The sequence below is a fragment of the Pelotomaculum sp. FP genome (assembly GCF_004369245.1).
Classification (GTDB): domain Bacteria; phylum Bacillota; class Desulfotomaculia; order Desulfotomaculales; family Pelotomaculaceae; genus Pelotomaculum_C; species Pelotomaculum_C schinkii.
Genome location: NZ_QFGB01000055.1, coordinates 13,543 through 28,367, shown reverse-complemented (window position 1 = coordinate 28,367; position 14,825 = coordinate 13,543). Strand labels below are relative to the sequence as shown.

General features: G+C 50.2%; 14 protein-coding genes and 1 tRNA gene. 4 read left to right on the top strand and 11 right to left on the bottom strand.

The window, feature by feature from the left end; translation table 11 throughout:
• Positions 1-106: 106 nt before the first annotated feature.
• The 3 genes from Psfp_RS16985 to Psfp_RS21365 form a co-directional block, all read right to left on the bottom strand.
• Positions 107-667, bottom strand: a complete 561-nt coding sequence (locus Psfp_RS16985) for a tyrosine-type recombinase/integrase (protein WP_134219721.1) — start codon at positions 665-667, stop codon at positions 107-109.
• A 207-nt stretch (positions 668-874) separates the two neighbouring features.
• Positions 875-949, bottom strand: a tRNA-Val gene (locus Psfp_RS16980).
• Between the two features lie 158 nt (positions 950-1,107).
• Positions 1,108-1,362 (bottom strand): hypothetical protein, encoded by a 255-nt coding sequence (locus tag Psfp_RS21365; protein ID WP_192895500.1) that lies wholly within the window; start codon positions 1,360-1,362, stop codon positions 1,108-1,110.
• A gap of 416 nt (positions 1,363-1,778) precedes the next feature.
• On the opposite strand from Psfp_RS21365, the gene Psfp_RS16975 reads away from it, so the two are divergent.
• The gene (locus tag Psfp_RS16975) at positions 1,779-2,039 is read left to right on the top strand and encodes a YjcQ family protein (RefSeq protein ID WP_134219720.1); all 261 of its coding nucleotides are present in this window, start codon (positions 1,779-1,781) and stop codon (positions 2,037-2,039) included.
• A 162-nt stretch (positions 2,040-2,201) separates the two neighbouring features.
• On the opposite strand, the gene Psfp_RS16970 is transcribed toward Psfp_RS16975, so the two are convergent.
• Complete coding sequence (locus Psfp_RS16970; protein WP_134219719.1) at positions 2,202-3,332, bottom strand: D-alanyl-D-alanine carboxypeptidase family protein; 1,131 nt, start codon at positions 3,330-3,332, stop codon at positions 2,202-2,204.
• Between the two features lie 91 nt (positions 3,333-3,423).
• Here Psfp_RS16970 and Psfp_RS16965 point away from each other — a divergent pair, with 91 nt between their 5' ends.
• Entirely contained in the window at positions 3,424-4,173 is a 750-nt protein-coding gene (locus Psfp_RS16965) for a polysaccharide deacetylase family protein (protein ID WP_192895499.1), read from the top strand.
• 37 nt (positions 4,174-4,210) lie between these two features.
• Here Psfp_RS16965 and Psfp_RS16960 read toward each other — a convergent pair whose 3' ends face one another.
• The 7 genes from Psfp_RS16960 to Psfp_RS16930 form a co-directional block, all read right to left on the bottom strand.
• Positions 4,211-4,717: a YhcN/YlaJ family sporulation lipoprotein gene (locus tag Psfp_RS16960; RefSeq protein WP_134219717.1), complete on the bottom strand. Its 507-nt coding sequence runs from the start codon at positions 4,715-4,717 to the stop codon at positions 4,211-4,213.
• Positions 4,718-4,829: 112 nt separating this feature from the next.
• Positions 4,830-5,462 (bottom strand): coenzyme F420-0:L-glutamate ligase, encoded by a 633-nt coding sequence (locus Psfp_RS16955; protein WP_134219716.1) that lies wholly within the window; start codon positions 5,460-5,462, stop codon positions 4,830-4,832.
• The gene (locus Psfp_RS16950) at positions 5,459-6,382 is read right to left on the bottom strand and encodes an N-acetylmuramoyl-L-alanine amidase (RefSeq protein WP_134219715.1); all 924 of its coding nucleotides are present in this window, start codon (positions 6,380-6,382) and stop codon (positions 5,459-5,461) included. Before Psfp_RS16950 ends, Psfp_RS16955 begins: the two co-directional genes overlap by 4 nt.
• A gap of 93 nt (positions 6,383-6,475) precedes the next feature.
• Positions 6,476-7,060, bottom strand: coding sequence for a phosphatase PAP2 family protein (locus Psfp_RS16945; protein WP_134219714.1), 585 nt, complete (start codon positions 7,058-7,060; stop codon positions 6,476-6,478).
• 230 nt (positions 7,061-7,290) lie between these two features.
• Positions 7,291-7,902 (bottom strand): DedA family protein, encoded by a 612-nt coding sequence (locus tag Psfp_RS16940; RefSeq protein ID WP_243120755.1) that lies wholly within the window; start codon positions 7,900-7,902, stop codon positions 7,291-7,293.
• A 91-nt stretch (positions 7,903-7,993) separates the two neighbouring features.
• Positions 7,994-9,466, bottom strand: coding sequence for an SEC-C domain-containing protein (locus tag Psfp_RS16935; RefSeq protein WP_134219712.1), 1,473 nt, complete (start codon positions 9,464-9,466; stop codon positions 7,994-7,996).
• Between the two features lie 81 nt (positions 9,467-9,547).
• Positions 9,548-11,017 carry a S41 family peptidase gene (locus Psfp_RS16930; RefSeq protein ID WP_153189552.1) on the bottom strand — a complete coding sequence of 490 codons (1,470 nt, stop codon included), beginning with the start codon at positions 11,015-11,017 and terminating at the stop codon, positions 9,548-9,550.
• Positions 11,018-11,145: 128 nt separating this feature from the next.
• Between Psfp_RS16930 and polA the strand changes: the two genes are divergently transcribed.
• Positions 11,146-13,914 (top strand): DNA polymerase I, encoded by a 2,769-nt coding sequence (gene polA, locus Psfp_RS16925; RefSeq protein WP_243120754.1) that lies wholly within the window; start codon positions 11,146-11,148, stop codon positions 13,912-13,914.
• A gap of 12 nt (positions 13,915-13,926) precedes the next feature.
• The gene (mutM, locus tag Psfp_RS16920; protein WP_134219709.1) at positions 13,927-14,754 is read left to right on the top strand and encodes a DNA-formamidopyrimidine glycosylase; all 828 of its coding nucleotides are present in this window, start codon (positions 13,927-13,929) and stop codon (positions 14,752-14,754) included.
• The last annotated feature ends 71 nt before the right edge of the window (positions 14,755-14,825 follow it).

The following is a 14,825-nucleotide window of genomic DNA, read 5'->3' as shown; positions in this document are numbered from 1 at the left end:
GCTTCTTTAACAAGCTGCTCTTTGAAATCCTGAGGATATCTTTTACGTTTCATCCATACCCCTCCGTTAATATTAGTTTATATTAATAAGGGGGTATGGCTCAAACTCAATTAAGGGGCTTAATAGATGGAACAAAGCGTTCCTTATGTCCTTTGCCAAACACTTTTAAAAGATTTTTTTCTGTGTCTACGTCAGCAATTTTTAAATTGGTTACTTCGGAAACTCTGAGACCACAATCATATAAAACCCGAATGATTAAACTATCCCGAACGTCTGCAAAATGGTTTTTATTAAACTGTTTGAGCATTAGTTTTATTTCTTCTGGTTCAAAAGTAGGAATTATAACTTTATCAGTTTTAATTTGACTTACTTTAGCAAATGGATTTCTTGAAATATATTCATCCTCAAGGAGATAATTAAACATGGTCTTTACTGCTCTGATATGACAATTAATGGAATTACCTTTGTAATCAGCTTCATTCTTTTGCAACCAATTCACCCATTGGCGAGATTCAGGGGTTTTCATGGTGTCAATTTTAATTTCATGTTCATTACAGTAGTCAAGGAAATTCTTCGTAATGTAACGATACCATTCAATAGTTTTAGGTGATAGATTTCGGCTTTCCTGATACAAGATAAACATTTTCACCAGTTGTTTGTTTTCCATTTTTACCCACTCCTTCTAAAATTTTAGTGACAACTTAATTTCTTAGCAGAGGGTAAAAAATTGGAGTTAATTCTCTGAACCCTTGATATACTTGATTTCTTAAATTTATAATTTCAAAATCAGAATTATAAATTAAGTACTCAAAATAAAAAAGTTCCAGAGATTTAAACCTCTGGAACCCTTGATATTACTGGATTTTTAATGTTTTGGTGGGCGGGATAAGAATTGAACTTACGACCTTCTGCGTGTCAAGCAGACGTTCTCCCACTGAACTACCCGCCCATTAAGCTGTCAGTACAATATATTATGCCTGATAGCCCGGCATAAGTCAAGCTTTATCAATCAAACACTTTATCCCATTACCTGTGCCAACCCCTGAGGGAAAGTCAAACGTTTTAACCGACCACTTCTTTCAGTTTTTTTCCAAAATATTAAAGCGTTCATGTATAAATGTCAAGTGGACCATTTAAGGGTCTCTTTAAGGCATTTCCTCTGTTAAATATTAAGCCTTCCTCAAAACAACCGTTCCCTCCTGCCCTTACGAATCCTCCGCTCCAACAAGAATTCTTTTTCAGCGTCAATCCGAATTCCTCTGGAGCCATCCATATGGCTTTCATTGATAACGTGGCCTCGTTAACTTTTTTTGAGTTTTTCAATATCTTCAATGCCATTAGTATCAATATCAAAGAATTCAATAGTCATAAACAAGATATCGGGCTTTCAATCCCTTTTCATTAATGCATTGTAGAATCAATACAAAATAACAATGATTTAATTGAACAATCAATACAAAAATAACAATTGTTTTATTGTGCAATCAATACAAATAACCATTATTTCTTTAAACAAGTCAAACAAAACTAACAATATCTTTACATAGAAAATAAACAATTACTCACAACTAAGAAATATCAATTAAATATCATAATCTAATTAAATAGAGATTATTTATTACTCTTAATCTCCTTATATCTTTTATTTTCTCCAGCTCACTCAGCTTTGCCATCATTGTCTAATATTTAATAATCATGATATATTTAATAATATATAGACTAAAACGAAATATTTATGTAGGAGCACCTTTTTCTCTTAGCAGAAAGGAGGTGATACTATGAGTAATGAAGATAAAGTATTATTAGCTATCTTTGATGAGAGTAAAAAAGATTCACCCAATATTAGTCAGGAGATTACAAAAGAAAAATTAAATATGGATCTCGATGAATTTAACATAGCATTAAAAAAACTTAGCGACTTAGAACTAATCAAAGGAGCTAATATAATTCTTAGTAGTGGTAATGTTGTTGCAGTTTTTACAAAAAACATTTCTATTACTGATACTGGGAAAGAATATGTAAGTAAAAATTTGTTGTAAAATTATATCAAGTTAGTTTTTAGACACTTGTTTAAACAGGTGTCTTTTTTTTGGCAGAGGCACTCATTATCTCCACATGGATATTGGCTGTTCTGCGAAACCAGCAGTATCTGTCTCTGCGCGATCTAAACTAAGCGAGCTACGAGAAGCTTATCGAGTTTATCAATCAAACACTTTATCCCATAATTGCCTGTGCCATCCTGGTCTTGGGACGTCCTCCGCCGCCACAAGGTTTAACCGCCCGATTTCCTGGCCATCCAGGAAGTAAACTGCCTGGCCAAGGCTCTGTCCCTGTTTAACCGGCGCCGGCACGGTTTCCTTGACTTCCAGGCGCTGTTCCAGTTTAGACAGAAAATCAGGGTCTATTCTTACCTCCAACGTTTCTCCGGCCACAGCGTCCACTGAAGGTTGGACGCCACCCGTCACGGCCGCTTGTGTGACCTTCTCGCCTGCCCCGGCAACAGTCACCGGCTTCACTACCTCAAACCCGTAGTCCAGCAGAGTTATACAATCCCGGTAGCGATCGTAGCAGTTAAGCGCCACAGCAATTAAACGCCGCCCATCCCGGGTGGCTGAAGCGATCAGACAGTTGCCGGCCATGGGCGTGGTCCCTGTTTTCACCCCGTCGATGCCATCATAGCCGATGGAGAGCAGGCGGTTGCTGTTTATTATCTTTTCCTCCCGCTGTTGCGGTTCAACCCAGTGTACCGTAGCCTCCCGCGTCTGCACCAGTTCATTGATCTTGGGGAGCCCGAGGGCATACCTGGTCAGCACCGCCAGATCGCGGGCGGTGGTATAGTGGTTGGGGTGATGATAGCCGTTGGTATTTATATATCTGGTACCGAACAAACCCAGGGCCACCGCCTTGGCGTTCATCATGCGGACAAAGCGGTCATGGCTGCCCCCGACATGCTCGGCTATGGCTACGGTGGAATCATTGGCGGAGGTCACCAGCGCAGCCTTGAGCAGTTCCTCCAGGGTTATTTTTTCACCCTTGCGCAGATCGATAATCGACCCCATTTCCACTGATGACGACCGTCCGGTTATAGTGACTACATCATCTAGTTTACCACTTTCCAGGGCAACGACAGCTGTCATGAGCTTGGTCAAGCTGGCCGGGTCGGCCCGCCTGGCGGCGTTCTTGGTAAAATACAACTGGCCGGTTGTCACGTCCATAAGTACAGCGGCGCTTGAGCTTACGCGGGGCGCTGTTGCCAGCGCTGTAGATGGGCAAAACAGGCACAATATAAGCGCTAAAAGAAGAACTGGTTTATACCTGGACAATCCGGACATTTTGCCTCCTGAAATATTGGTAATAATTGTAATATCCCGTTTACTTCGCTCATATATAATGGTAAATACTTCTAGGTACGGAGTGACGGCGATGAAAACTTATTTTTTGGACCTCTCTAAAATTAAAAAGCCTATGCAGGCAGTCCTGCTCGTAGGTTTGACAGCCTTCATTTTTACAGTCGCGCTGGTCCAACCGGATGGCATCCTGCCTGTCCACGCCAAGCACCAGGCTATTTGCAAGGCCAGGACCAGCCATAAAGTTGTGGCGCTGACCTTCAACATAAGCTGGGGCGGCAAGGTACCAGGTCCGGTGCTGGACACCCTAAAGACACAAAACCAGCAGGCCACTTTTTTCATATCCAGCGCCTGGGCTCAAAAATACCCTCAGTTGGCCCGCCGTATCGCCGCTGAAGGGCATGAGATCGGGAGCAGCCTTGACCGCCAGGTGACCCCGGATAACAGTACCGCGGCTGAACTCAATGAAGAACTTCTTACCATGAAGGAGATCACTTGCCAGGCCTCCGGTGTAACTCCCACCCTGCTCAGGATCTCGCACGGGGAATGGAACGAACTGTTCCTGTCTGCGGCTGCTGAAGCCGGATACACTGTGGTCCAGTGGAACCTGAACTCAATGGATATCCAAACGCCTGGCAAGGACAACATTGTAAATAACGTGGTCAAGGGCGTTCAACCGGGCTCAATTATCCTGATGAACGCCTCCGATACCGCCTCTCAGACCCCCGGCGCGCTCTCTGATGTTATTGCCGGGCTGAGGGCTGAGGGCTACGAATTGGTGACGGTATCCTCACTCTTAAAGATTGGCCAGGGCGTCACTGATTAATTCTTAAAAACCGCATTTTTGGATGCGGTTTTTTCCCTTACTTGGAGGTGGGGGACATCCTCTTAACAATTTCCGCCAGTTCACTATCGAAAGCGGATATTGGCTGCCCTGCGGCTATTCCTTCGGCTACCCGCCTGATACGTGTTACTGTATCCGCATCACTGCTTACATAAACAGTGGTAAGCCGCGGCTCTGCTTTCTTGGCCTCGTCGCTGACCTCGCTTTTGATCCTGTCGGTTTCCCTCTGCTCCGTTCCAGCCTTCTGGTCAACACCTACATAGGCTATCGATCCTGCTATAACTGTGGTGGCGGTGTTGACTCCGCGTACCTTCATGGCTGCGCTGGAGATTTTATTTGCTATATTGTTCAATTCACCGGCATCGGTGGGCATGGGCTGCTGGCTGGGCGCTGCAGGCGCCGTGGGCTGCTGCTGGGTAGGTGGATTCTGCGGCTCAGGCTTCCTCACCGCATTGCAGCCAGCCAGCAACGCTGCCCCGAAAACCACCGCCGCAACCCAAGCTACAAACTTTTCAGGCTTTTTCATTTTTCAACCCTCCTTTCCCTTTCATGGCTATTATCTCAAATGTGATTAAACTTATTCGCACATAAAATAACTAAAGCCCGCTTGCCAGAGCGGGCACGGATTTCGTCGCTATTTAGCCGGCCATTTTCAGAATTACAATGGGGGTCTGCTGGTCGTCGTTGCCGAATGGATTGTCTGCCAGGTCCCTGGTCAACCCTCCGGTGTCGACCCCCTTGGAGACAGCCAGGATATCGACATTCCCCGTGTCATTCACATCCACGATAACCGCCCCGGCGCCGATGGCGTCCCTGATCCTGTCAACTACCTGCTGGGGATCTTTAGGCCCGAGGACAATGTGCTTCTCGAAGGGGTACATTGTTCCGGCCACATCATCGATGAGCGCCAGGTGATGTCCGGCCACCCGGTAAAAATCCCCCCTGCGCCCTACAAGCCTGCCTGCTGCAGCCGCGGCAACCCCCAGTAGGATCTGCAGGGTCCCGGTTTCTTGAATAGCGAGCTGCATGGCATGGGGAGTCGCCAGGCTCCCGTCCTTGCCCGGGAAACGACAGAGAATTTTGGCCAGAAACCCCGGGCGCACTGTTTCCGGCAGGATCGCCCGGCCCTGGGTAATCGCCACCACACTTTCAGCTACGGTGACAATATCCCCGGGCTCCACTATGTCTCCGGTATATTTTTTAACGACATCAACAATATCGTCCTTCTCGGTAAGGACGTGAGTCCTGATAGGTATCCTGGCCGTAATCACACTAACACCTCTTGCTGCCGGACGGAACCCGCCAGGTAATTCTTCACCCCGTTGAAAATCCCTTCCGCCGCTTTCTTGTGCACTGTCGGGCTGCGCAACAGCCCTTCTTCCACCCAGTTGGTGATGGTGACTACCTCGACCTCAATGGCCGGTATTGAGCCTAATATCCCGTATTCCTTTTTTTTTCTGATCCCGCGATCCACCAGTTTGAGTTTCTTGAGCAGTTCTTCCTTGACGTGTCCAGCCAGGCCGGCGCTGTCACGGCTGGAGGATGAATACAGCACCGCCGCCCCGCTTACCTTGTTATTCTGGTCGGTATTGGTATGAATACTTACAAAGATGCAGGTATTTTGGTCCTTCGCAGCCTTCATCCGTTCCGTGGGAGAAACCGCCTGGTCCTCCTGTCTGGTCAGGATAACTTCCGCCCCGGCCTGTTCAAACAATTTCTTTAAATTTAAGGCAATTCGCATTACCACGTTCTTTTCGACAAGGTTAACCGGTCCCCGGCCTCCCAGGTCCTCTCCGCCGTGCCCGGGGTCGATCACTATTTTCTTGCCTTGAAATAACCTGGTAATAAAGCTTCTCTCCAGAGTGACGGATGTCCTTACGGGCAATTCTCCGGTAACCCCAAAGTCAAATGCCGCCGGGTGTTCGGTTTCGATAGCTACAGTAATCCTGTCGTGACCGGCCTGGTCCAGCGATACCCTCCGGATCAGCCCATCGTTAATTTCCACAGGCCCTAACGGCATATTGGCCATAACCCCTGAACCTTCGAGCAGGATTTTACCGCCCTGCCGCTTTACTTTAGTCTCAAAGGCTCCGGTTGATTCGATAACTACTCTGGAAAAGAGCAAACCATCCTCGTTTTCAACCACTTTTGACCAGATATTGGTGATCCTGGGGATTTTTCCAGAAGACAATAGGGCGCCTCCTTCCCAAAATCATGCGACCTGGACAGGCAAAATTGTCATTACTAAAGCTTATTCTCTACCGGTAAGAATATATGTGTTATTTTATGGGATATGGGGGGGGCGCCTGGTCCTTCTGGAAGGCCTGTAAACACTTGCCTCCAACCCCAAAACAAATCTGGCGCATAACACCCCCAGCAGGGCTCCGCCCAGGATGTCCAGGGGATAGTGGACGCCAACGTAAACCCTGGAAAATGCCATAACAACCGCCATCAGCAGCGCCGGCCAGGCCAGCCGGGGTATTTTGCGGGCGACCACAAGGCTTGAGGCGAAAGCGTTGGCTGCATGTCCTGACGGAAAGGAAAAAGAACCGGGTGAAGCCACCAGCAGGTTTACTCCCTCAAGGCCTAAAAAAGGCCTGGGTCTCTGAAATATGTGCTTTAAGATTTCCTCTCCAATCACAAAGCTGATGAAAAGGGCTAACAGCATCAAAAAAGAGGTCCTTCTCGTTTTAGGTCCAAATAGATAGAGAAGGAGCGCGAAGAGCAACCAGAGCAGGCCATTATCGCCGACATTGCTGACAAAGGGCATAACCACGTTAAAGAGGGCATTATGCAGGGACTGATTAACGAAATAAAACCATTGTATGTCCAAGTTTTTGATAGTTAAGAAGACGCTCTCCAGCACCATAGCCACCTGTTATTCGTAATACTGTTCTTATTAATACTAGAGACGGAAAATATTAGGATGGGACATCCCGGTTGACAAGGCGTCAGCAGGGCATGAAAAACCAAGCGATGCGGGCGCGAATGGATTCTAAGCATATCCGCATACCTGTGGAGCCAATGAAAAATTAAGACCTGCGCGTTTACAGGTTAGTGCAAAGGATAATCAGGCTCTTGTTGGCTATACCCATGTGGCTAGCGCTTGCGGCGCAGCCACAGGTAGACGGCCAGGGCAACCAGGCCGAGCACGACAACTATGTCCAGCTTGTGGTACAAGGGTTCAATCGCTTTCCAGTTTTGCCCCAGCTTAAACCCGACATAAGTGAGCAGCAGACTCCAGGGCAGTGAGCCCATGAAGGTGTAAAAAACAAACTTTTTAAAATTCATCCCGGCGATTCCTGCGGGAAGAGAGATAAAGGTGCGTACAATCGGCATCAACCGGGTAAAAAAGACCGTGGCCTCACCGTAGCGCTCAAACCAACCGGTAGCCTGGTCCAGGTGTTTTATTGAAAAGCCAAAGTAACGGCCATATTTAAGCAGGAAAGGCCTCCCCCCCAACAACCCCAGGTAGTAGGAGAGGATCGAGCCAACTGTCCCGCCTATTGTTCCAGCCAGCACGGCACGGTAAAACTCGAGCCGGCCGGTTGAGACCAGATAACCGCCAAAAGGCAAAATCACCTCGCTGGGTAGGGGGATATTGGCGCTTTCTATGGCCATGCCGATCGCAATCCCCCAGTACCCGGTGGCTGCGATTGCATCGGTAATAGTTTTGAAAACAACTTCAATTAATCCAGTTATAAAAGTCAAAATGTCCTCCTTATAAAAACACATCCCGTCTGTAAAAAAGCGGGATGCGCATCCCTTTTAGAACTGCGGCCGGTTATGTTGCCCTTGTAGACTAGAAGAGGATGGTTTTCCTGCAACCGTGCAGGGGTGGTTTTTTGCTGGTATAGCGATTATCGTAGGCGACCAGTTGGAGGGACTGGCAGAGCAGCCTGAACCTGGACGAGATGGTCGATGACGCAACTCCATACTGCCCGGCCAAATCCTGCTGTTTAACCGCTTTTTCGTTTTCCAGCCTGCTGAAAGCATATATCACCGTGGCGGCCCAGACCGCTGTTTTGCGAATGGACGGCTGCTCTTTGGAGCAAAAGTCATACCAAAGTTTAAGGGCTCCCTTCTGCTGTTTGGGTCCATAACCGAGCGCTTTAAGTCCGTCCTGGACCCGGTCGGCTACCGCCGCATAGCCGGGTTCCGGCCAGGAGTAAAACCCAAGCGGCGCGGTCATTCCTTCGGCCGGCCGTTCCCGGCGGCGGCCTATGCTCTCTACAATATTCTCCTGAAACAGGGCGATTAACATTCTCCTGGCTTCCTGCATAAACCCCGTTGTTGCGACAGTTATGACCATAAACTTTGGTGTCAGGAGCAGGTGGCCTATTACCACCCGCAGCGGCTTTTTTCCGCAAGACCGGCCCAACAGGGCGGCAGCCGCCTGTCTGAACCCCCCTGACGAATCATAGAGATCCCGGAGCAACGTGAAGTCACCCGATTGATTAATCTTTTCCAGGGCTTCCTGCCAGTTTTCCACGGCAAATACGGCCATGCGCTCCAGCCCGCTTTTCCCCGGACTGTCTTGATCCTGCTGCGCTCCTGAGGCGCCAAGCTCCAGGACGTAGGCGTTGATTTTATGTGCTCTTTCTTTCAGGTAGCTTCTCCAGCCCCGGGCCTTAGTCCTTCGCTTGTCAAAATACTCCTGCCGGTCCTGGTACAGGTAATTAAGGAGCGCTTCCTTACAGTTACCGGGCAAGGCCAATCCGCTGGTAGAAAACTCGTATTCCTCTCCCACCTTGAGGACCCTCATCAGGAGGATGCTTCCCGATTCTATTTCAGATGCCGCGTTCACATCGTGCACGCGGATTACCCCGCGACCGAGTAATTCCCTGATCAACAACCCTTCACCGGGCAGGGCCATGGTTACCTCGTAGAGAGATATGGGAGAATTGGCCCAGTCCCTGGCCAGCCCGGAACCTTTTTCCCCCAGGTCTTGAAGGTTTTCCTGCCAGAATGTTTCAATCACCGTCTTGCCGCTGGACAGTTTATAATCAAAGATAAACCATTCAAAGCAGCGTTCCATGGTGAAGTCATCATAGCGATCAACCAACTGCTGGTCCATACAGCCCAGGTACAGGTCCTGTGCCCGTGCCGCTTCCCAGGCAAAGAAGGGCTGGTCTGCAAAATCACCGAGCCTGCGGCGTAAATCCTGCCCGGTGTGACGCCACCTGATCTGGTCAAGAGGGAAGACTTTCCGGCTGCAGCAGTGAAGGTAGGGCTTTCCGCTGCCGCACGGACATGACTTTTCGGTTCCGGACATGAGAACACCTCCCCATATAAGTTATGCCTGAGTAGCAATTATTCTTGACCAGATCGACTATTATTTATATCACATATGAAATTATTTCTCAATGGTGATCCGGCCGTTATCGACCTCCACTTTCAAATTAAAAAAATTCAGCGATGAGAGGGGTATATAGGTTATTTCATTTTTATGAAGAAGGGGAGCTGCCTCCGTCACTACTTGTCCGCCGGATAAAACCCGCCCGTCTTCTCCGGGATAAAAGAGCGCTTCCGATCGGGTATCTGCCACCTTGACGCTGCCGTCAGAAGACTGCCAGTCAACCCGGTAGCCCAGCGCCTCAAAGACAAACCTGAGCGGCAGATATATTGTGTCGCCCTGCTGCAGCGGCGACTGCGAAGGCTTAACGGCGCTTCCGTTAACAATGGCCTCCGTCCCGCCGTCCTCAAGGATAACCGTTGTTTTGTCCGGAGGGTTTAACCAATTTTTAGCCGCTTCCAACTGAAGCTCCGGGGTCAGTACCTGGATGTCCGGAGCTAAGCCCGTATGGTCAATAACTCTGTCATTCGGGGTATGATACTTGGCTGTGGTCAGTTTTAATGCCCCTCCGGCTTGCAGTGGAATGACGGTCTGGACCGTCCCTTTACCAAAGGTCCTGTCGCCGATCAGGGCCCCCACGCCGTAATCCTGCAGGGCGGCGGCCAGGGCTTCCGACGCGCTGGCGCTGGCTCCGTTGACCAGGATTGCCACAGGCATACCTTCGGCAACCATATTGCCTTTGGTATAGTAACTCTGACGCTCATTATTGCTGTCGACGATACTGACTACCACCCTGCCTTTCTCCACAAAATCCCCGGCTATTTGGACGGCCGCCTGGAGATAGCCGCCCGGGTCGTTCCTCAGGTCCAATATCAACTTCTCCGCGCCCTTTTGTTTCAACGTAATGAGAGCTTCTTCGAAATCATCAGCGGTACTGCTCCCAAAGATATCGATATTAATATAGCCGATACCACCATCAAGAAGCTCCCCCTGTACGGAAGGCAAATTGATGCTGGAGCGAAGCAGCTCAACATCAAAGTCGTCCCTTCCATCCCTCCGTATGGTCAACCGTACTCTGGTCCCTTCCGGTCCCCGTATTTTCTGGACGATATTGGGAAGTGATTCTTCAGCTATATCGTTCCCGTCAACTTTAATGATGATATCACCGGCACTAATCCCGGCGTTTTCAGCCGGGCTGCCTTCGATGATACGAAGTATGCTGGGATAGCTGTAACCGGGCACGAGTTCAATACCCACCCCAACAAATGTGCCTTGCAAGGAATTGCTGAATTCCTCCAACTCGTCCGGCTTCATATACACTGTGTAGGGATCTTCCAAAGTATCGACAAGCCCGTTGATGGCTCCGTCGTACAGTTCCTCCTCCTGCGGGCTGCTGATGTGCAGCTCATGGACGTACTCCAGGATCTCCTCAAAAGCGCCGGCCGATGAAGCGCCGGCCAGGGGCGGACCTGCCATCCAACAGGTCAGGAACAATGCCATGCACAGAACCCACCGGGCTCTTTTGCTCAATTGGATCACCTCACTATTTTTATCCGCTCTATTCGCCCTCGGCCAGGCAAAGTCCTGCAAGTTTTTCCTGCGCTCCAATATTAGGGTAGAGAAGGTATTTCGGGTCCAACCGGTGAAATAATATAAAAATGCTTAGAAAGGTGTTAATAACTGTGCCTCCAGAAATTATGATCATTATTGACGGCAACAGCCTTGTCCACCGCGCTTATCACGCCATACCCCTTCTCTCCACCAGTCAGGGGCTGGCAACTAATGCTGTCCTCGGTTTTACCAATATGCTCCTCAAGGTACTGGCCGAAGAAAACCCCGGCCTCATTGCTGTTGCCTTTGACAAGGGGCGGGTAACCTTCCGCCACACCGACTTCGCAGACTACAAGGCCACCCGCAGCCCTACGCCTGAGGACCTGCGGCCCCAGTTTCCATTATTAAAAGAAGTCCTGCAAGCAATGCGCATACCGGTTTTTGAGATTGACAATTTTGAGGCTGACGACCTGATTGGAACACTCTCCGCACACGCCGAGCAGGCCGGGATTAAAAGTATTATTCTGACCGGCGACCGGGACGCCCTCCAGCTTGTATCTCCGCTAACCAGCGTTAAACTCACCCGGAAGGGCATCAGTGAATTGGAGGAATACGACGAAGGAAAGGTCTGGGACAGATTCGGCATAACTCCCCTGCAGTATACCGACTTTAAGGGACTGACCGGTGACCAGTCGGACAATGTCCCGGGCGTCCCGGGCATTGGTGAAAAAACAGCCTCACGGCTGCTCAAGGAATACGGCAGCCTGGAGTCGCTCCTCTCCGCAGCCGGTGAAATTACCGGTCGGACCGGAGAACAGGTCAGAGCTTTTAGGGAACAGGCGGCGTTGTCTAAAAAGCTAGTCACGATCCACCGGGAGGCGCCGATAGACATCGACCTGGAACAATGCCGGTGGAAGGGTCCGGACTACAAGGAACTTCTGGAGATATTTAAGAAGCTGGAATTCAAATCCCTGATTAAGTCCATTTACCGGGATGACGGGGTAACGGGGAGGAAAAAAAGGGAGGGCTTACGCAAATCCAGCGCCGCCCAGCAGGCCTTTCCGGAACCTGATCTGGAAACCTACCCTGTCGATTTTCAGAGCCTGCTCACTCCAGCCAGCCTCAAGAGCTTCGTTAAAGCAACTCAAAAGTCGGGGCTGGTGGCTTTAGCCGCCTCAGGCGACGCAAGGGGGAATGTGACCTCGTTGGGATTTGCCCTCAAAGGAGGTAAAACCTACTGCCTGAACTTGCAACCAGTCGAAGCAGACTGTCAGGATGAAGCCGCCGGCGAGAATCTCACTTTGTTTTCCAATACAGCCGCAACCAGCCCGGACAATTTTAACTCGAAAGCTATGGAGGCCTTGAAGGTTGTTTGCGAGGACCCCAACATCAAAAAATACTGCCATAACGGCAAGGAAACCATCTGGCTGCTGCAGCGCAGCGGCATAGGCTTCAAGCGCCTGGCTTTCGACACCATGATCGCTGCGTACCTGCTCAACCCGGCTAACCCCAACCGCGAACTTGAGGATGTCTCTTTGGAACATTTGAGCGAGGTACTGCCCAGGGGCAAGGACGAGCTCCCTGCCAGGGCGCATTGCATCCTGCAATTGGTTGAGGTGCTGGACAATAAGCTGAAGCTCCAGGAACAAGACCGGCTTTTCTATGACGTGGAGATGCCTCTGGCTGCAATCCTGGCCGGCATGGAAATCGAAGGGATCACGGTAAATAAAAGCAAGCTGGAAGAAATGTCAAGAGATTTGGGCAGCTTGATTGACAATCTGGCGGGCGCCATTTACCGGCTGGCCGGCCAGGAATTTAATATCAACTCGCCCAAACAGCTGGGCAAAGTCCTGTTTGAGGATTTGAAGCTCCCTGCGGGTAAAAAAACCAAGACCGGTTATTCTACCGATGCAGAGGTATTGGAGGAACTGGCCATGGCCCACGAGGTGGTAGCCAAAATTTTGGAGTACCGCCAGCTGGTAAAGTTGAAGTCAACCTACACCGACGGGCTGGCAGCTCTGACCAACCCTAAAACCGGCCGCCTGCACACTACTTTTCACCAGACGGTTACCGCGACCGGGCGGTTGTCCAGTTCAGAGCCTAATTTGCAGAATATACCGATCCGTCTGGAGGCAGGACGCCTGATCCGCAGGGCTTTTACTGCCTCCAGGCCGGAGAACCTGCTTTTGACTGCAGACTACTCGCAGATTGAGCTGCGCATACTGGCTCATGTAAGCGGTGACCCGGTGCTGATTAATGCCTTCAATAACGGGGAAGATATCCACACCAGGACTGCCGCGGAGGTCTTTGGCGTCTCCCCGGAGGACGTGACGCGGGAGATGCGCAGCCGGGCCAAAGCCGTTAATTTCGGTATCGTCTACGGCCTGAGCGATTTCGGCCTGAGCAGGGACATCAAGGTATCCCGCCAGGAGGCCAGACGGTATATTGACAGCTATTTTGCCCGTTATGCCGGAGTTAAGGACTACATCGAGCGGGTGATCCGCGAAGCGCGGGAAAAGGGTTATGTTACCACTCTTTTAAACAGGCGCCGCTACTTGCCCGACCTCTTCAGCCCCAACCGCACTCTGCGTAATTTCGGTGAGAGGACGGCCATGAACACCCCTATCCAGGGCAGCGCCGCGGATATCATCAAGCTGGCCATGGTCAATATCCACCGCGAGCTGGGCGAACATGGCTTCACAGCAAAAATGCTCCTCCAGGTGCACGATGAGCTTATTTTTGACGCTCCAGCAGGAGAAATAGACGGGCTGAAGGAGCTGGTCAGGCGCTGCATGGAAAATGCCCTGGTCTTGGACGTACCGCTCACCGTCGATATTAAAATAGGGCCAAACTGGTACGACGTAAAAAGGGTCTAAGGAGATGACATAATGCCGGAACTTCCCGAAGTGGAAACCGTCAGGCGGACACTTGAGCCCAAACTTGCGGGGCTCAAGTTTACTGCTGTCCAGATACTGATGCCCAAGGTTATCAAAACCCCGGACCTTGATCAGTTCAAAGAAATTATCCTGGATAAAAAAATAATAAAGATCAACAGGCGCGGCAAATACCTGCTTTTACACCTCAGCGAAAAATACACCCTCCTGGTACACCTGCGCATGACCGGCAGGCTTACTTATTCAGAAAAAGAAACGCCTGTAGCCAAGCACACCCATGTTATCTTTACGCTGAGCAACGGTTGCCAGCTCCGCTTTTGTGATACCCGCCAATTTGGAAGGCTGTGGATGGTTCCCGTGCCTTCCCTGGAAGAACTGGCCGGATTCAAGGACTTGGGTGTTGAGCCCCTGGACGACCGTTTCACCAGGGATTACTTAAAAAAAGAGCTGCGCCGCCGGCATGCCCGGATTAAGCCACTGCTGCTTGACCAAACCTTTATCGCGGGACTGGGCAACATCTATACCGATGAAGCGCTGCACCGCGCCAGGATCAATCCGGAACGCCTCTGCACAACATTAACCCCCCGCGAAATCGCCCACCTCTATCATGCTATCCGGGAGGTGCTCCAGGAAGGCATCGAAAACCGGGGTACCACAGTGCGGGACTTTATTGACGGCAACGGCCGGGCCGGCGGCTACCAGGAACTGCTGCGGGTCTACAGCCGGGAGGGTGAACCCTGTCCCCACTGCAACAGGCCCATCGTCAGGAAAAAGCTGGGCGGCCGCAGCTCCTACTACTGTCCCTTCTGCCAAAAAATTTAGTCTTTCGTTGGCTATATTCCAAACCGGGGAATCCTTCGAAGATGTCAGTAACCAACTGCTCCAAGCCTCCA